Consider the following 18435-nt stretch of genomic DNA (forward strand, 5'->3'; position numbering starts at 1 on the left):
AGCTCCCTGCCGTATAATTTAATAGCAGATAAACACCCTGCGATAATTCCTGCACTATCCCAACCAGATATAGAGCTCATCCCAAAACCAATTTTATTCTCAAATAATGAAAGTTTCAGACTTATAGCTCATGATTCGAAAATCGATTGAGTATCCTGAATTCAAGATTATGAGGAGCATTTTGAGTTTTGGGATCAACTCATAATTTCGAACCTGACTATTAATTTTTATCATCGTTTTCTTCCTCGTAAATGAAAACTTCTTCAATTGCAATGTTAAAATATCTGGCAATTTTAAAAGCTAAAATGATAGACGGGTTGTACCGTCCATTTTCCAGAGAACCTGTTGTTTATCTGGAAACCCCAAGTGCTTCAGCAAGTTCTTGCTGCTTAATTCCTTTATTTAATTGTGTCGTTTTCGGAAAAACAAAAAGATATTTTAAACCGGTCAGGATGCCGGGACAGTTGCGATACTCACCGAATTTTTTGTTTCTAAGAGGATTTTTATACACAGAAAGAATATGCAGAGACCTGAAGACATGGAATTTCTACGCATAGAAGAAAAGAGATAAAAACAGAAAAGAAACTAGTGTCATTAATAAAGCAGCCAGCAGCCTAAAAATAATCATTTTCGATAATGTTTTCTAAGAAAACATTCATTCGGATGCAGAAATTTCATTTCATAATAAGCACAATTTCATAATTTGTGACACTCATTATACACGGAATTTAAAACGCTATCGAGGAATAATTAATGAAAAACCCGTTAAAAACAATAAGGGAAACAAAACCCCTGGTTCACCATATCACTAACTGGGTAACTATTTACGACTGCGCAAATATAACAAGAGCCTTTGGCGCGCTCCCTGTAATGGCGCATGCACCTGAAGAATGTGCTGATATGACAGGGATCTCATCTGCGCTTGTGCTGAATATAGGGACCCTTACTTCAGAAATCATAGATTCCATGCTTCTCTCTGCTGCCGCTGCAAATGAGAAAAAAATCCCTGTTGTGCTCGATGCGGTCGGAGTCGGAGCCACCAGATTCAGGGATGAGATGGCTGCAAAAATTCTCGGATCCGTCCGTGTTGATATAATCAAGGGCAATTATTCCGAGATTGCAAAACTCGCAGGCGAAAATGCTGAAACTAAAGGTGTTGAATCGACCTCTATCAGCGCTGACCCCGAAAAAGTTGCAAAAGAATTTGCAAAATCAAGCTCTTCAGTCGTGGTAATGACAGGAAAAGAAGACGTAATAAGCGACGGGAACAGAACATTTGTTGTAAAAAACGGGCACGAGCTTATGGGGTCAATTGTCGGTACCGGTTGCATGGCTGCATCAATCATTGGCTCTTTTGCTTCGGTCAATCCGGATTACTGCGATGCCGCCAAAGACGCCTTATGCTATTTTGGAGCCGCAGGAGAGCTTGCAGCTAAAAAGTCAGAAGGTCCCGGAAGTTTTAAGGTAAACCTGTATGACGAAGTGTTCAACCTGTCGGACGAAAAGGTACAGGATATGATGAAAGTTGAAGAGCTGTGAACCCAATAGACAGCGAAATCGGATAGACACTGAACCTGAAGAAATGAAAATCGGGTAAAAAACGGATCTGAATAAAATACTGAAACCGAATAAAGCGCTGAAACTGAAAAAGTATTTTACAAGAGTTATATTATATAAGTTATTTCATATAAGTTATTTTATATAAATAATTTCACATAAGTCATATTATATAAATAATTTCACATAAATTATATTATACAGATTATTTTTAAACACGCATCTTGAATGAGTTGAAACTCAATGGAAAAGAAAAACTGCAACCCGAAGGAAACTTCCAGCCAAAAGGCCTCAGATAAGAATCACCTGACCTGGAAAAATTCTCTTTTAAAAGATATCGATTTTTATCTTGTGACAGACTCCGGGCTCTCAAAAAAAGGGACTCTGTCTGATGTAAAGGAGTCAGTTGAAGCAGGCTGTAAAATTGTCCAGTACCGGGAGAAATGCAAGAGCACAGGAGAGATGATCGACAAAGCAGCCGAAATCAAGAAAATTTGCAGCGGGAGAGCAATTTTTCTTATAAATGACAGAATCGATGTCTCTCTGGCAGTCGATGCGGACGGAGTCCATATAGGCCAGGACGACATGCCAGTTGAAACTGCAAGAAAGATCCTGGGCGCAAATAAGATAATCGGTCTCACAGTCCACAACGTCGATGAAGCGATCAAAGCAGAAAAAAGCGGTGCGGATTATGTAGGTCTTGGCTCCATATTCGATACTTCTACGAAGAAAGATGCAGGAAAGGGGATCGGACCTGCCAGCATAAGGGAAGTCAGGAACGCAATAAAAATTCCCGTGGTTGCCATCGGTGGAATTAATAAGGAGAATTGCAGAAGCGTTATTGAAAATGGAGCTGACAGTCTTGTTGCAATTTCTGCGGTTGTTTGCAGCGACGATGTAAAAAAAGAAACCAGAGAGTTCATTGACATTATTCGGGAGATAAAAGGTACTGGCAGCAGTAAATGATCACCTGATTGAAACATTTCAGAGTATTTATTGATACATTTCAGAGTATTATTGATACATTTCAGATACTCTGAAATTTTTTCCAGTTTTTCTCTTCCGTGCCGTGCAGATTTTTTGCGGACTGAAAGCCAGAGATAATAAGTATCTCGACCCCCAGTGACATTTTTTAGACTCATAATTTACAATAGCACATTCGCCAGCCTGTCCGGAAGCCCTGCCCGAAAACCAGTTCTTAATAGCTGTTGAAAGAGAACTATGAGCAGAATATGTTTACCTTAAAACCCCTGGTCACAAAAACAAACTTGACAACCAGATAATATGAGTTTTTAATTCACATTTATTCCTTCTTTTAACACTGATTCCTAATTTATATTTCTTATAATATTATATTCACTGAATAATATTATATAATGATAAATTTAAACTCATTTTTGTCGGCACATAATAAGGGAAGGGTAAATGTGGGTCAAAAGAAAGAAGACGAACTACTTTTTATAAAGTTAGGAAAAGGGGGATGGGATATATGGAACAACCTGTTGATGCTGATTCCAGAACAGAGTTAAAAGTACCTCAGGAACCAAAAGTACCTCAGGAACTCTGGTGGTCGGTCCTTCTGGAAGGAATTATTGCTATTATTGTAGGTATATTCCTCTTATACGAGCCCATAGCAACCACCATTCTGCTAATACAAATTCTGGCCATTTTCTGGCTGGTAGAAGGAATTTTTTCATTTATACGGGCACTGGTTTTTACAAGGGACGGAAAATGGAAGCTGCTTTCGGGTATCCTGAGCATTATTGCGGGAGCTGTTATACTGATGTATCCTGTAATCAGTCCTTACATCGTTCTAAGATTACTTATAATCTTTATCGGAATCTTAGCTCTTGTTAATGGTGCCGTGATAATTACTTCGGCACTTAAAGGAGGGGACTGGGGTACAGGAATTCTTGGTGCGCTTACCATAGTCCTGGGATTGCTCCTGTTGACCAATTCTCTGGCTGGAGTCATTATTCTGCCATGGATATTTGGAGTTTTCTTTGTTATCGGGGGAATTGGAGCAGTTATCTGGGGAATTAAAATGAGAACCTGAAGAATGATTAAGTAGATCTTTCTGCCGCTGACAGGGATATGGCAGTTCCTGAGTTTGCAATCCACGTTAGAAACAGCTAACCTGTAAAAATGTGCTCAGGATGTGAAAGGTGTTTCCGGTATACTGACCATACACTTTGTCCGGCAGGAAGACAGTGTAGTGAAAATCAGTGATTATGATCGATCTTGTGCCCTTTACAATTAATGAAACAAAACAGAACCTGCTGTATGTAGAGTTGCAGCGGCTCATGACGCATTTCAGCCAGTATATTGGTTTACTTTTAACATAGATTGCAAAAAAACCGACAGTTGTAGAGAATAAGCCAGTATATCTTCGAACAATTCATCTTTTAACGGTTTCTCTTCAAACAATTTATCTTTTAACGGTTTTTCTTCGAACAATTAATCTTCGAACGGTTTTATCTTCAAAGGCCGCTTTTTGTAAATTAAACAGATAAATATTATTTTTATCAAACTATATCTGACATTTATATCTGTAGTTAAATGTTTATACTATCAATCAGTATTAAATATTAACTCAAGTTAAGATATGTATAAAGTAAGAAAAATATAAACATTTTCTGATAATTGATAGGGGTCAAAATAATGGGAAAAATTAAAAAAGAAATCAAATCGACAGGCACACTGTCTCGTGAGGAAGTCAAGCAGCAGGCAATCCCTGAAGCAGGAACGAGTACGAATGCTAAATTTAAAGTTGCTGAGGAATCTGCTGATGTTGTCCGCCTGATATTGCCACAGAAATTGAAGGGAGCCGCAGGCAGGAGTGTCGGATGCGACGGTGTAGGAGGTTGCGGGTTCTGCGAGTGTAACAGCAATATCGGTGACCAGGTACAGATAAGGGATCAGGCACAGATTAAGAACAAAGAAAAAATTAGGGATCAGGTACAAATCAGGAATAAAGAACAGATTAAAAATAAATTACAGAGATGAAACCTTCAGTTTATAATTTTGTCTGGTCAGCAGATGACCCGGACAAAGTAATGATTTTTAATAGCCTTACCACGGCACTGGCTGAAGTGAGAAAGAGCCGTATAGATTTGTTGAACGTTCCTCAGTTTGATTACGCTCTCCTGCCAGAAAACGAAAGACAATTCGTTGACGAGCTGCGAAAAGGAGGATTCGTTGTTGACGACACTGCTGACGAACTGAGAATGGTTAAATTTAATTATAACAGCGACAAGTATGACAGCCCGATAGCCAGACTGGTTATCGCTCCCACTTTAGCCTGCAATTTTGCTTGCTCCTATTGCTTCGAGCAATCGGATAAAAGCCAGAGCGAGAACAGCCATCAAAACGCTTTCATGCCAGAAAAGATACAGCAGGATTTACTCGACTATGTTGAGGGGATAGCAGAGGCAGGAAAAGATATATTCGTAACCTGGTATGGCGGCGAGCCGCTCCTGGCAAAAGAAACTGTTTTTGATTTATCACAGAAAATAATCGCCATTGCGGAAGAGCATAAAGTCGGATATTCTGCCGGCATGGTTACCAACGGCTATCTGCTTTCGGAAGACCCCGGCACAGTGCGGAATCTCCGGAAGAACAGGATTAAGTTTATTCACGTTACCCTGGACGGGCCCCGCGAAGTGCATAACAGCCGCAGAATGCTTAAAGGAAGCAACGGTCCAACATTCGACCGGATTCTTGAAGGAATCAAGCTCCTGAAGGCAAACGGTCTTGAGACATATATTCGCGTAAATATTGACCGCTCCAACATTGACAATGTTAGCAGACTCCTCGACGTGTTAAAGGAGAACGACCTGAGTGATGTATTCATTTACCTGGGCCATGTTATACCCTATACCGCAGGATGCAGGTCGTATGAGAGTTCCTGCATGCTTACCGAAGAATTTTCGGCAACAAACCAGGCTTTCTGTAAAAACTTAAACCTGATGGGATTCGACGCTGGCAGAGAGTCCTTTTATCCGAGGTTTGCCCGCGCCTGTGACGCCAACCGGGCGAACGCTTTTGTCCTGGACCCCGACGGCGACATGTACAAGTGCTGGACCGAAATAGGCAACAAAGCCGCAAGCATCGGAAAAATCGGAGACCTGGCGCGGCAAAACGAAGAGAAGGGAAACCGTGAGATCCATTGGCTTGCCTGGGAACCTTTTGAGTACACGGACTGCGTGAAGTGCAAGATGCTGCCGATCTGCATGGGGGGCTGTGCCCACCAGGCTATGTTCATTAATTCGGGCAGACCTGAGTGCAAGGAATGGAAATATGGTCTGGAAAATTACGTTCGGGCTAGGTTTTCTTATTTGAAGGCTCAGAGAGCAGCTACCGATAAGTCCTGCTAATGTGTCCGAAAATGGCTGTATTAAGGGGTCGCCTGAGACTTTAAGAGATTTGCAATATCTTACAGGAAATCCGGGGAACCTGTACTCACGAATTTATTCAGGGAGGACTCGAGCCCACGAATAGCCTTGTAACAGGCTAAAAACCCACCCTTTCGGAAGAAAACGATTCCATCATTTTTTTATTATTGATGTCTTCGGATCATACTCACGCGACCTCTTCAAAAATCCTTTTCCCAGTTTCCTGTTTTAATGCGCTTTTTTCATTACGAGATCCATTCTACGCCAAATAAATGAAGTCAAAGTGACCGCATAAATTATAATATTTGATTTTATAGACCAATCTGTCCTTGTTAATTTGGCTTTATAAGTCTGGTTGAAAGTGGAGCTATGGAAAGTAAAGATTTCATAAGGACAGAAAATTACAATCTCAGGCTGAAACCTACAGGAGCCAGGAAGATGTTAATAAGTTTTCCAATATACTGAACAAAAAAGTAAGTTACCAAGGGAAAGAAAGCACCTGGAGTTATGTTATCTTTTTGAAGGTAAGGGAATTAGCCCATTATCTCACTAGCAAAAAGGAAAAACTGGACTTTGTTAAACCTGAATATGGGATTGAGAGGATTGATTCCTATGACATAAGGCAAAAGATTCTGAGTATTTCTTATGTTGACTGGAAGAAACTAAGGTTTTCCAAGGCACATTGCATTATATGAAGCAAAATGCTATGTCAGATAAGCCGTTTACTCTTAACTCTCATGTTCTAGATAGAGTGAATAAGTGGTAGGCTTTGGTTTCAAGTCAAAGGTAAAATGTGTATGTTTTTACTGTAAAATGTAAAAATGTAAATTTACAGGTAAAATAGAAAAACGATATCAAGAGAAATTGTAAATTTTGCATCTTTTAGTAAAATGGCATCAATGGAAGTTGTGAAAGAGTTGTAAAATAGCAATTATTTTATACCTTTTAGTAAAATTCACGGACGTAACAAAAAATAAGTGAAAAATTAGAAGAATAAAACTCATCACACATTAGAAAATACTTACATATATTTGTCAATTAAAACTTTAAGTTCTTCTCTATCGACTAGTTTAATACCATTAGCATTCCCTAATTCCATTGCAGATTTTGTAAAGTAGCTATTTGTTACAACACTACAAGAAGTGCACTTATGAAAAGCCTGAGAGGCTACCACTTCTTGGACTGCTTTATTTGAGACGTTTTCTCTATAGTTTTTAGTTTGTACAGCAGTTCTCTCACCAAACTTGGTTATTATAAGGTCTGCTCCTTGATCACCTGATTTTGGAGTTTGTTCAACTAAATATCCCATTTTTTCATAAAGTGAGCCTATGAAATTTTCAAACTCGTAACCATCCATATTGTCAACATCATTAATTGTGAATCTTTCATTTGCATCAGAAATCAGACTCACACCAAAGATTTTAGTACTCATAAGTTCTTTAAATTCATCTAAAGTTAGATTTAACATTTTAATCTCTACTAGAGATGGATTTGTGATCTCAAGCTCTAATAAAAGCATAAAAAACATATCCATATTAGCATCTATATCATTTTTAGACACTTTTATAAACTGCTTTATTAATTGTGTCTCATTTGAAGGATGTGGTGCTAACATTTCTTTCTTAAAATTTACATAATTTTGTTTTTTTATAGCACAAGTAACAAGATCTTCCAATACCTTAATATCGTGAAATCTTGTCCCTCTTTGAACTAGAAGTTTGTTTAGCTTCTCAAGGTCTGATTTCTCAAAATGGGTATCATATTTTTTCGCGAACTCGTAAATCAGCCCAAAATTATATGTTGATTCAAAAATGTGAAAGGAGTCACCCATTCCTTCAAGAGAGATGATATTTGTAAAATAAGATTTTATTGCTTCTTCAATTTCATCAGAGGTTCTTTTTTGGGATAAATAAAGCAATCTTTTAAATTCATTTATATGTTCTGGATAATTATGTAGGTAGGTTGATAAAAAATACTGGACAAACTCCTCAAGTGTAGCTGGATTTTTATTTAAAATTACTTTAAATTTTTCTTCCAAATTTTGTTTCTCTTCCATTAATTTATTATCAATTTTTCTCTTAGCCGCTTCTCTTTTTTGAAGGTTTACTTCATCAATAGCTTTTACTTTTTCAAAGCAAGTTTTAGTTTCTGAGTGTGCACCCATCTTACGATAGGTATTTCCTTTATTAGACCAAGCTCTTTTAAAGTTGGGGTTAATTGAGGTTGCTCTATCATAGTATTTTATAGCCTCTCCATATTTTCCTTCATTTGACAGTGTACAACCTTTATGGAAATATTCACTAGCCACAGTGGATGCACAATTGTGATTAAACGAAATCGCTAGATTATAAAATATTTTAGCTTCATTATGTTTTCCTTCACCTGATAATCTCCAGCTAATTTCCATTAATGTGGTAGCGACATCATTTGCATACATTGGATTAGCTAAGATCGCTTTATTGTAAAATTTTATAGCTTCTTCATACTTCCCTTCATCTGACAATCTATAACCTATGCTACTTATTTTCCTAGCTGCATCGTCTGCATATCTATGATCTACTGAGACTGCTCTACCACAATATTCTATAGCTTCATCATATTTTTCTTTTAATGATAATTCCCAACTAATATTAATCAAATTCCTAGCTTCATCTTTTTCCGAATATAGTTGAGTATATAATTTAGAATCAATATTTTTTACTTTGGCATGAAAGTACGTGATTATTTTTTTTCACGTACTCTCTCGTTCCTTTTTTCCCACAATTGCGGTAATTCCACTAATTATTATTATCCTTTCATCAACCGAGAATATCTCGGTTTCCACAATCTTCCTCTTTTGAACTTCTCCCTTTTGATATCCTGTTTCATCTTGGTACATCTCATCATTTGTTATCAAATACCATATTATCGTTGCAATTTTCCTTGCTAGAGCAATAATCGCCTTTGCATATCCAATTGACTTCTTTTTCTTGTTAAAAAACTCTTTTAACTTGCTATTTTTCTTTCTTGCTGCTGCCTGAGCAATCTGAGTCAGAATCCACCTTGCTACTTTAGATCCTCTCTTAGTGATTCTTCCGTTATGGTATTTATCTGCAGATTGATATACATTAGGAACTATTCCAAGCCATGAAGCAAGTTTATCTCCCGATGGAAAATCGCTGAAATTTCCTATTTCAGCAATTAGAGTTGCCGCACCAAGTTCTCCAATTCCTGGAACTGACATTAAAATTTCCATTTCCCTTTTATGCTTTTGATAAGCATAATTGAAAATTTCTCTTTCCAGAACTTCAATTTCATCATCTAAATGTTTTATAAGGTTGAGGCATATCTGAAGCCTGATTGCAGCACTCTGGGATATTTCTCTGTCCAGAATTTCCCTTATCTGAACACTTTTTTTCCGAACATTTGGAGAAAGCGATCCTATAATTTGCTCAACATTTTTTCCTGAAGAGATTCCTGCTAGAATTGCTCTACCATTTTTTCCAAAAATATCAGCTAGAACATCACCCAGATGTAACATTTCGGAAGAAAGAATAGCATGAGCTTCATTCTTAATGTCTGTTCTTTTTCTTACGAGAGTTAGGCGAAGCCTAACGTATGACCTGAATTCCCTATGCCTTTTCGGAAATACTCTTGATGGCTGAATCATTTTATTCAATGCAAGTTGTGCAATTACTTCTGAATCTATTTTATCCGTTTTTTTATGTGTAAATGCCTTCATATCTCGAGCATTTCCAACTATGACAGGCAAATGATCTATCAACGACTCATAAATTGGAATCCAGAAGTCACTTGTTGACTCACATGCAACAACATCACATTTTTCTGATGTTACCCAATTTTTAAGGTTTAAAATTCCATCATCATTTCTATCAAAACGCTGTTGCTGTTTTTCACCGGATCTAGTCAGAATTGTAGCAATAACAAAACGTTTGTGAATGTCTAAACCACAAGATTTGTTTATTTCTTCTCCCAATTTATATTACTCCATCATTTCCAGGACAGTAGAATTGCCTCAAAGGCAATTTGGCATCCGTGATCAAAGTCACATCTGGGCCTTCGATAGCAATTCAATGGTTAGTTTTTTGACGGTTTCGTAGAACCAAAGTAAAAACAACCTTCCTGTCCAAAAGTAATGATGGAGTTAAATTCTAAAAAAGGTAAAGAAAAAAACTTTCATTTTTTGGGCATGTTATTCAAAGAATATCATGTGCGTTTTTTAAAACAATGCATAGCTTCTTGATATCTGCCCATGTTAAGAAGTGTGTTTCCTTTGTTATACCAAGCATATACATTTTTTGGATTGGCTGAGATTGCTATATCGTAACACTTTATGGCTTCTTCGATTTTTCCCTCTTTTGACAGTCTACAACCCTCATCCAGCAATTTACTTTCGTCTAACTTCTCCAGTTCTGAGTTTATGAACATCCTTAAAGATTCGTTACTAATTTTACTCTCATTTTTCTTAGTATGAATCATCTTTTTTAGATCTTGGAGTTCACTTCTTGAAGGTTCTCTTTTATATTTTTGAACAAACTCACGTATTATTTTATAATTTACAGGTTCTTTCAGTTCACTTATTACTTCGCAATTTTTAGTTTCCTTCAATAATCGAGTACTTTTTTCATCTTTTCTCTGACCAAAAATATAAATGAGTATTAATACTCCAATAAAAAAAATTAACACTGAACTCATAGACAAACCTTCGCTTGAATAAATTTTAGTGGGATAATATGAATATTATTTATATATTATCTTTTTTCTGGAAAAGAGTGGATTTTAAAAGAGTATTTTTAACAAATTTATATAAGTATATCGAATTATAGGTACATTTTGAGCTGAGAAGAACAGGTGATTTAATTTTATCTAGGTTTTATAAATAGGAAGAATATTTAATCTTCAAATTATGTATAAAAATAATCTATTTGTTCAGACAAACGCTGAAACTTTCTTTCCGCAGATGTCTTCAAAAAAATAACAGTTTTCTTGCTATCGTTTTTGGAGAATTATTTAAAAAATTTGCAGTAATTATCTTAACTGAAACTCATGGAAATGACTGCTGGAAATTTTCAATTAAGGCAAAAAGCCGAAAATTTTGGAAAATTTCAAAAATAAATGTTGGAGTAACCAAGGCTAATTTCAGAAAAAACGATAGCAAGAAAAATTGTAAAAATTGAAAGGACATCTGTGGAAAGTGGGCTGAAAAAGAAGAATCAATTTTTATTAAGTAATATTTTTTAAAATTTTATGTTTGCAAAGAACTTACAGCTACGTATAAAAAATAGTTTTTATTTAAACATCTATATAAAATAATACTTGATTTTTTATTAGGGGAACTTTCTAACCTGACTTTGACAGTTAGATAAAAATAAGTGCTCCCTGTTTTATGTTCTTTGGTCAAATGAACATCACAAAACAGAGAGCATTTCCTACAATTCCTAACAAGAATGTGTTCCTATTGGCTCGATCCTTGCTGTCCAACTTTTTTATGAAAAGCTTAACTTCTGTGACATTTTTGGCAAATATAAAAGCAAGGGCCTTGATCTCAATAGTTTACTAATTGGTTTGTTAAGCTACAAACTTACTGAGAATTTTAGTATTAAAGAAGCTGGCAAATGGTTAAATCAGAAAGAGATTCTCGATATCTTAAATCTTGAACAGTTTCATGAAAGAGTTCTTTACAGAACTCTTGAACTTTTAGGACGTAACAGAGAGGAAATTCTCTCTGATATTCTGGATTCTCTGTTTTCTGTATACGCTTTTGAAGAGACAGATGTAAACCTTGATTGGACGAGTATAGTTCTTTTCGGAACTAAATCCAACCTTGGTAAATACGGGTATAGCAGAGATTACAGACCTGATAAGCCACAGATAACCGTTGGAATTAGTGAATTAGCTAATCCCATTAACATTCCTATTGGAGTTACAGTGAATAGAGGAAACGTTCTTGATCTGGAGCATTTCTCTGACACATATAACCAGGTAAAAAGTAAACTTAAAAAAGGTTCTCTTATTATTTTTGATAAAGGAGCTAATACCACTGATAATCTCAAGAGTATACAGGATGCTGAGATGGAATATCTCACTGCCATGAAACTGAATACAAGTGACGATAAAATAATAGAGAACTTTTATCTGGAAAAAGCAGAACTAATAGATTCCGAAAAAGGTATATATGGGATAAAAATCGTCAAGCCTAGCAGCATCAAATACTTCTATTTCTCTGAATCTTTACAGAAAAGACAGTTAGAAGCAAAAGCAAGAGCTGTTATGAGGAAGTTAAAGGAAGCAAAAGAGATTCAGAAAGCTGTAGTAAACAAGAAAAAACTTCCTAAGAAGTTCAGAGTAAATAATGAGTTAATTGAGATTGATTACTCTTTTAGAACTAAGCTCGAAGAGCTTAGTGATGAGGAAGCTATTGAACTCCTGAAAGCTTCACTAATTAATGGAAGAGAAGGATTTTTTTTGTCTGAAATCAAACAGGAATTTGACACTTGAAGATGCATTGATAACATACAGAAAAAAGGATTCTATTGAGAAAATATTCCATTCGTTAAAAAATGAAATCCAGATTCATTGGTCATCGGTTAAGGAATTTTTTTGCCTGAAAGCTATCGATTTTGCACCAGAAGCCTATCTTAAATTTTGGTCGATTTACATGAAATCGATATCCTGTTCATGCCTATAATGAAATTAAATATTTGATGAATGTCGTAGGAATGGAGGCAATTTATCACGATTCTTCACTTAACCGAAGACGCATGAAGTCTTATCGTAAATCATTATCTTTGCTCTGCGTAAGTGCCGCAAATTGCCACTAAAAAATAATTTTCTGGTTTTTATGGAAATTACAAGAAAAATTAAAAGATGCTTGTAACTATCACTTATCCAGAACCTTCTGGTTATACTCTCCACCCCGGCCGGGAACACACTTCATACCCCGGGTTCTTTTCTAAACATTCTTACTGTTGCGTCAACAGGATGGTAAGCATTGAATTTTTGATGGTTTAGCTGGCATATCTCTCACTTTAACATTATTATTATTTAATGCACGAATTAACTTCATAAACTATGAAGTCCAATTAGACTGGGGGATAACTATGAATAAACTTATGAAAATAGTAGTTTATATTCTGGCCGTAATAGGGCTTGCTTGCATTGTAAAGCATACGCGGATAACATACTGCAAAGATGGTTGCTGCCTCTGTAATTCGTTCAAATCAAAGGTAGAAGGATCCAAAACGAAAGTGGAGGGAGTTAAAACAAAAGTAGAGGGAGTCAAGACAAAAGTAGAAGGAGCTAAAACAAAAGTACATGTGTTTAAAGCAAAGGTACATGGATTTAAAACAAAAGAATCTGAAACAAAAGAAGAATTTAAAGCAAAAGAAGAAGGCGAAAAGAGAACCGGCACAAGGTATGGTTCTAATCCGATCCAGTACTGATAAAGTATTAAGGTATTAAACAAGTAAATGTTAAACAAGTAAAGTATTAAACAAGTAAAGTATTAAACAAGTAAAGTATTAATAAAGATATAAATTTCTCTTTTTTAAATTTTTATTCTCTTTTTTAATTTTTCATTTTCTTCGTGGCGACATATAGTACATAGCGACATATAGTACATATAAAGAGTATATAATTGATTAAACATTATTAAAATTTTAATTGAGATTTAGTTATGCCAGTAAGATTCTGAATTTTGATTCTGAATTTTCTTAGGGCATCATGTGTGAACGGTACACAAATCTCTGACAACTCTCGTAGTCGCCTTTGCAGTATTTAGATATCACACTGGCAGGTAATTTACCCTTTTTTGGAGCAACTTCGCACGTACAGGTTTCACTATCCGAATCTGGATTTACTATTATGAGATAACGGCAATACACTCAAAACACCTCTAATATATTACTACCTGAATTATTCATACATACATAAAAGAATATCTCTGCCTGCGCCTGAAATTTAACGGCTTGATCCTGGAATTTGATGGTTTGAGCATGGAATTTAATGACCTAGCCTGGAATTTAATAACCTGGTCCTGAAATTTAATGGCAGGAGCCTGGAATTTGATGTGCTGAATCTTTACTTTTTTCCATTGCTGTGTTTCAGACAGGCTCCTAACTGGCAGGGCATTACCTGCAATTATAAATATCATTTAATTTTATAATAATTGCAGGATAACTTGCATATGGGCAAATAAGAAATGGGATGGGAATTATGAAAAATAGGGATAATTTATGCTTAACTGTCTGTGCTTCAGCACTCCTGATCTGTGTTCTAATCATCGGCTTATCTGCAGCACAGACATCAGGCGAACAGAACGCTTCCAGCGAAGACTCATCTTCGGAGGATGAATTTCCATATCCGCGCGGGACAGCCCCTCCATACGGGATGATGGGATGGGAAACCGGCACTCAGTTTTTAGAAGATAATGCCACGCTTGTCCACCTCGGATGGAGCACCTATATAACTCCACAGCAGTTCGTCGATAACGTTAACAGGGGAAAACAGCTCGGAATTTCAAAATATCTGGTAGTCACTGGAGGCCCTCAGATGGAATCTGAAAGCTTCTGGGAAGAAGTCAGGGGTATGGGTGTTACTGATGATGATTTCTACGGCGTGTACTTCCCTGACGAGGAAGGAAGCCCTTCAACACTTATCAGCATGTACACGGGTATGAAAAAATACTTCCCGGATGCCGTTGCCGGCGATTACCTGGGCGACATGCAGACAGGGCCTGATGATGAAGAATTTATTCCGGGGCTGGATGTCTGTTACTTCACCAGCTACACGAAATTCCATCCTGAACGCCCGCACGCCTGGGTATACGGCAACCTCATCTCCAATGCTCCGGACTGGAAAAATGCGGGAAAAACAGTATACCTAACAACAGAGGCGTTTGGTCAGGCTCTTGAAGTTAATGCTCGCGACCCTGACCTGAATACCACGAAAAAAGTGGCTGACCGTCATGAAAGCCAGGTTGTCATGGGAATTTTAGGCGGGGCTCAGGGTGTTTTTTCATATGCATATAAATATGCGGAAGGGACCCCAGGCTATACAGGATGGGAAGGATTTAAGCCGAAATACGAAGAGGTCTGGCCCTGGATAATGAATGATAACCGGACACTTCTGGCAACCGACGTGACCAGCGGCAGGACAAATATAACTTCGGACCCGGGGGGAACAATTTCTTCTGTCACAGCTTACATGTTTACTGATGTGGATGGCAGAATACTGGTTGGATCGTCAAGTATGCTGGATTTTACGGAATCGAATGGTACGGCAAACGATGCAACCATTACCGGCGTGCCTGAAGGAAGGTATGATGTCTTATGGGAAAACAGGACGGTGAATGTTACTGATGGGACCATCAGAGATGCCTGGGAACCATACGAGTATCATTTTTACCGGTTGCAGAATGATACAGGTACTGAATAAGCTCTTAATACTGCCAGGGGTTCAGTAGAATAGGTTTATTCTCTCAAAAGGGGTTAGCAGGTTCCATTCCTGCTGACTCTTCTATTTTGCCTGCTCTTCGATATCTTCTAACCCTTTCTGCTAACTCTCCAGATTCTGCTATCTGCTTAAAGGCAGAGAGTTAAAAGTAAAGGCAGAGAGTTAAAAGAATTTACTCCCTGTTGTGAATAATTTCATAGCTAACCTTTCCCCGGTTTATGCATTCCCTGACAAGCTTCTCTCTCTGGGAAAGTGCACCGGTTTTTCCGGACTTGACCTCAACAAAGACCACCTTATTCATTTCCCCTTCGGAAAGCCCGTCAAAAACAATAAAATCCACAGGAGTCCCGAGAAACCTTGCATCTTTGGGGTTATATTCAAAGTCCGGGAAATAAGGGATAAGGTGTTCAGTGACTTTGCCGCGGATAACGGCTTCGCTTTTCTTTATCGCGTCCTGGCGGATTTTTTTCTCCTCGTCGAGCTTCCATGTCCTGAAAAGAGTATCAGCTTTTTCGGAAACCTGGCGGTCCATTTCCCTTGCCTGCCAGGACTCATACAGGTCTCTTGCTCGTGATTCTACCCTGCCCTTCAATTTAATGTATTTAAGGAAAAGGTAAACAATAAGGAGGGCAAGGAAAAGGATAAGGGTTGAAATCATCCAGTCGGTCACGGTCATTTCTCCGGAAAAAGTTGTTCACATGAAATAAAAATAAATTCATCTGAGAGGAGAGGTCAATACATAAATCTCAGGGAATATATTTCAACGAATAAATCTCAGACTCTATAAATGACTATAAATATTTAAAAGTTCCAGAAGGATTTCCATTTTCCAGGCATACATCAAAGTTGTTACATCATCAAAGTTGTTACATCATCAAGGCTGTTACATCATCAAGGATGACACACAACATCAAGGTATTACACAAATACCGTTAGCTATAAGCAGAATACATTTAATATAAGATAGAGGATATGGTGGAGATTCAGCCTGAAAACTCTGGGAAAGAAGGCTTCAGTGAGATTATAGGGTTGCGAGAAGAAATTGGAGAAATTCAGTCCGCAATTGCTGATTTTGAAGTTGGGAAAAAGCTTAACATAGCCATAATAGCCGGAACTCTTGCAGGAAAGACAGCTCTGCTTGGTGAGATAAGGAGGTTAAATTCAACCAGATCAACAGGGATCACTTTATCCAGAATTGTCCGGGACAGAAAGGAAATTTCCCTGCCTGATGATGCTAAAAGGATTGTGCTCTTTGACAACTGCCACTTTTTTTACATGAAAAAAACAGGCGGTTTTGATGTATTTTATGAGTTTCTGAAAATGATAAGCTCTCAGGAAAGGCTGTTTATAACTACCTGGAACCTTTATTCCTGGAGATATTTAAACGAAGCCTTCAAGATCGGGAAGTACTTTCCAGTACAGATTTTCGTCCCTTCCTTCGAAAAAAAGAATCTCAGGACTTTTATCCTCAAAAGATACGGAGAAGCAGAGATCAGATTTGATGACGGTAAAGATTCCGAAAAGGAGCCTATACTGTACATAGCAAAATACCCTCTTGACCTGGCTTTGCTGGGCAAGAAAATGCTCATTCCCGTTATAAAAATAAATACCTCTTACCTTAAGGGCCGCTTTCTTAAAAAAGAGGAGATAAAATCTGCAGAGGACCGGGTATTTGAAAAGATCTATCTCGAATCAGAAGGCAACCCCGGAGTTGCATTGAGGATCTGGGAACTCGGGATTGACTACCCCCGGATAAAACCCGAATACATAGGTCAGTTTTCATATGATATAGAACTTGAATACGAAGAGTCTTTTGTTTTGAGCCTTATTCTTTCGTACCAGAGCCTGAAGAAAACCGAAATCATCGAAATGATAGGATCTGTTTTAAGGGCGGATGAAATTCTCTTCAGGTTAATAGCTCAGGAATTGGTTATTAAAGATGAAGCAGGTTCTTATCGCGTCAGGCCTGAAGCTCTTGGAAGTGTTATTGCTTATCTGGAAAAACTAAGGCTGGTGTGGTAAATGGTAGACGGGGAGTCAGGAAGGGAGCAGCTTCTGGAGGCAATAAGGTCTATTGATACTGAAACTCTCATCAATATGATTCTTGTTATTTCCATTGCTTATATACTCAGCACAATAATTTCTGTCATTCTATCAAAAATTTCAGAAAAAATGAGCAGAAATGGAAGGATAAAAGCAAAAATGCTAATTCCTGTGATAAAGTTTGTAATATATATCCTGGCATTTTATTATATCTCCAGAGAAATATTCATAATTTTCGGGCCTGAACTGTTTCTCCTCACAGGACTTATGGGCGCAGCCATCGGTTTTGGAGTTAAGGACCTTTTTGCTGATTTTGTAGGCGGAATCGTGATTACTTTTGAAAAACCCTACCAGATAGGGGACAAAATATCTATTGGAGAATATTACGGGGAAGTTACTGACATAGGGCTCAGGGCAACAAAACTGACCACACCGGACGACGATACCGTTACAGCCCCAAACAGCCTGATATTCAGTGAAGCTGTTGCCAGCGCCAATGATGGGGCTTCGGAAATGATGGTCGTAATAGACCTGTATATAGAATCCGAATCAGACGTAAAGACAGCAATGGAAATTTTAAGGGAAACGGTTGTGAGCTCAAGGTATGTTTATATCTCCAAAAACAGCCCCATCACCCTGCTTCACAAAGCTCTTCCTTTTTATACCAGGTTAAGAGCCAGAGCATATGTTAATGATCTGAGAGACGAGTTCAAGTTTGAATCCGATGTTCATACAAGAGCCTGGATGGAATTTAAGAATAAAGGGATCAGGGCTCCTCACCTTCATATCCTGAGCGTCCCGCCATCAGAAGAGCGCGAATCAAGTGACTCCGTAAGAAACGTCCGGTTCAGGACAAACAGGAAAGAATCCGAATTCGACATGGATCAGGGAAATTCTGACCTTTAAGCCTGTTTTCATCTATCAGTTCGCTTTGTGTCACTTCATTTTACTTTAATAATTCTTTAAACTTTTAAGTTTTAAAATTTTA

The 18435-nt window shown here is 37.5% G+C and carries 15 protein-coding genes and 1 pseudogene; 10 read left to right on the plus strand and 6 right to left on the minus strand.

Annotation, left to right across the window (positions count from 1 at the left end):
- Positions 1-220: 220 nt before the first annotated feature.
- Positions 221-337 carry a helix-turn-helix transcriptional regulator gene (locus M886_RS19595; RefSeq protein WP_268745882.1) on the minus strand — a complete coding sequence of 39 codons (117 nt, stop codon included), beginning with the start codon at positions 335-337 and terminating at the stop codon, positions 221-223.
- Positions 338-753: 416 nt separating this feature from the next.
- Here M886_RS19595 and thiM point away from each other — a divergent pair, with 416 nt between their 5' ends.
- The 5 genes from thiM to M886_RS13735 all read left to right on the plus strand — a co-directional run bounded on the left by thiM (position 754) and on the right by M886_RS13735 (position 5933).
- Entirely contained in the window at positions 754-1539 is a 786-nt protein-coding gene (gene thiM / locus M886_RS13715; protein WP_048037040.1) for a hydroxyethylthiazole kinase, read from the plus strand.
- A gap of 261 nt (positions 1540-1800) precedes the next feature.
- A complete protein-coding gene (thiE, locus tag M886_RS13720) occupies positions 1801-2523 on the plus strand; it encodes a thiamine phosphate synthase (RefSeq protein WP_080929507.1) in 723 nt (240 codons plus the stop codon).
- 523 nt (positions 2524-3046) lie between these two features.
- Positions 3047-3613: an HdeD family acid-resistance protein gene (locus M886_RS13725; RefSeq protein ID WP_048037042.1), complete on the plus strand. Its 567-nt coding sequence runs from the start codon at positions 3047-3049 to the stop codon at positions 3611-3613.
- Positions 3614-4218: 605 nt separating this feature from the next.
- A complete protein-coding gene (locus tag M886_RS13730) occupies positions 4219-4563 on the plus strand; it encodes a hypothetical protein (protein WP_048051342.1) in 345 nt (114 codons plus the stop codon).
- The gene (locus M886_RS13735; RefSeq protein ID WP_048051343.1) at positions 4560-5933 is read left to right on the plus strand and encodes a radical SAM/SPASM domain-containing protein; all 1374 of its coding nucleotides are present in this window, start codon (positions 4560-4562) and stop codon (positions 5931-5933) included. Before M886_RS13730 ends, M886_RS13735 begins: the two co-directional genes overlap by 4 nt.
- A gap of 1039 nt (positions 5934-6972) precedes the next feature.
- Here M886_RS13735 and M886_RS18030 read toward each other — a convergent pair.
- From M886_RS18030 to M886_RS17550, 3 genes are all read right to left on the minus strand, one after another.
- Entirely contained in the window at positions 6973-8589 is a 1617-nt protein-coding gene (locus M886_RS18030) for a restriction endonuclease (RefSeq protein WP_084685097.1), read from the minus strand.
- Positions 8590-8682: 93 nt separating this feature from the next.
- The gene (locus M886_RS13750) at positions 8683-9927 is read right to left on the minus strand and encodes an IS110 family transposase (RefSeq protein ID WP_048051344.1); all 1245 of its coding nucleotides are present in this window, start codon (positions 9925-9927) and stop codon (positions 8683-8685) included.
- Between the two features lie 230 nt (positions 9928-10157).
- Positions 10158-10646 carry a tetratricopeptide repeat protein gene (locus M886_RS17550; protein WP_053228902.1) on the minus strand — a complete coding sequence of 163 codons (489 nt, stop codon included), beginning with the start codon at positions 10644-10646 and terminating at the stop codon, positions 10158-10160.
- A 706-nt stretch (positions 10647-11352) separates the two neighbouring features.
- On the opposite strand from M886_RS17550, the pseudogene M886_RS13760 reads away from it, so the two are divergent.
- Both M886_RS13760 and M886_RS13765 read left to right on the plus strand, forming a co-directional pair.
- Positions 11353-12525: pseudogene (locus tag M886_RS13760) on the plus strand (IS1634 family transposase); the annotation flags it as partial.
- Positions 12526-13051: 526 nt separating this feature from the next.
- Complete coding sequence (locus M886_RS13765) at positions 13052-13393, plus strand: hypothetical protein (RefSeq protein ID WP_048040333.1); 342 nt, start codon at positions 13052-13054, stop codon at positions 13391-13393.
- A 476-nt stretch (positions 13394-13869) separates the two neighbouring features.
- Here M886_RS13765 and M886_RS13770 read toward each other — a convergent pair whose 3' ends face one another.
- A complete protein-coding gene (locus M886_RS13770; protein ID WP_048051345.1) occupies positions 13870-14103 on the minus strand; it encodes a hypothetical protein in 234 nt (77 codons plus the stop codon).
- A gap of 62 nt (positions 14104-14165) precedes the next feature.
- Here M886_RS13770 and M886_RS13775 point away from each other — a divergent pair, with 62 nt between their 5' ends.
- A complete protein-coding gene (locus M886_RS13775; RefSeq protein WP_048041447.1) occupies positions 14166-15386 on the plus strand; it encodes a hypothetical protein in 1221 nt (406 codons plus the stop codon).
- 190 nt (positions 15387-15576) lie between these two features.
- On the opposite strand, the gene M886_RS13780 is transcribed toward M886_RS13775, so the two are convergent.
- Positions 15577-16080, minus strand: a complete 504-nt coding sequence (locus M886_RS13780) for a Holliday junction resolvase-like protein (RefSeq protein WP_230625049.1) — start codon at positions 16078-16080, stop codon at positions 15577-15579.
- A gap of 296 nt (positions 16081-16376) precedes the next feature.
- Between M886_RS13780 and M886_RS13785 the strand changes: the two genes are divergently transcribed.
- A complete protein-coding gene (locus M886_RS13785; RefSeq protein WP_235203966.1) occupies positions 16377-17426 on the plus strand; it encodes a hypothetical protein in 1050 nt (349 codons plus the stop codon).
- Positions 17427-18353: a mechanosensitive ion channel family protein gene (locus tag M886_RS13790; protein WP_048051346.1), complete on the plus strand. Its 927-nt coding sequence runs from the start codon at positions 17427-17429 to the stop codon at positions 18351-18353.
- Positions 18354-18435 lie beyond the last annotated feature (82 nt).

Origin of the sequence: Methanosarcina soligelidi, assembly GCF_000744315.1 — an archaeon.
Lineage (GTDB): Archaea > Halobacteriota > Methanosarcinia > Methanosarcinales > Methanosarcinaceae > Methanosarcina > Methanosarcina mazei.

Coding starts and splice junctions, on each gene's coding strand:
- thiE (WP_080929507.1), top strand. CDS start 1,801: ATGGAAAAGAAAAACTGCAACCCGAAGGAAACTTCCAGCCAAAAGGCC.
- thiM (WP_048037040.1), top strand. CDS start 754: ATGAAAAACCCGTTAAAAACAATAAGGGAAACAAAACCCCTGGTTCAC.
- M886_RS13780 (WP_230625049.1), bottom strand. CDS start 16,080: ATGACCGTGACCGACTGGATGATTTCAACCCTTATCCTTTTCCTTGCC.
- M886_RS13725 (WP_048037042.1), top strand. CDS start 3,047: ATGGAACAACCTGTTGATGCTGATTCCAGAACAGAGTTAAAAGTACCT.
- M886_RS13775 (WP_048041447.1), top strand. CDS start 14,166: ATGAAAAATAGGGATAATTTATGCTTAACTGTCTGTGCTTCAGCACTC.
- M886_RS13790 (WP_048051346.1), top strand. CDS start 17,427: ATGGTAGACGGGGAGTCAGGAAGGGAGCAGCTTCTGGAGGCAATAAGG.
- M886_RS13735 (WP_048051343.1), top strand. CDS start 4,560: ATGAAACCTTCAGTTTATAATTTTGTCTGGTCAGCAGATGACCCGGAC.
- M886_RS13785 (WP_235203966.1), top strand. CDS start 16,377: ATGGTGGAGATTCAGCCTGAAAACTCTGGGAAAGAAGGCTTCAGTGAG.
- M886_RS17550 (WP_053228902.1), bottom strand. CDS start 10,646: ATGAGTTCAGTGTTAATTTTTTTTATTGGAGTATTAATACTCATTTAT.
- M886_RS13765 (WP_048040333.1), top strand. CDS start 13,052: ATGAATAAACTTATGAAAATAGTAGTTTATATTCTGGCCGTAATAGGG.
- M886_RS13730 (WP_048051342.1), top strand. CDS start 4,219: ATGGGAAAAATTAAAAAAGAAATCAAATCGACAGGCACACTGTCTCGT.
- M886_RS13770 (WP_048051345.1), bottom strand. CDS start 14,103: ATGATATTTATAATTGCAGGTAATGCCCTGCCAGTTAGGAGCCTGTCT.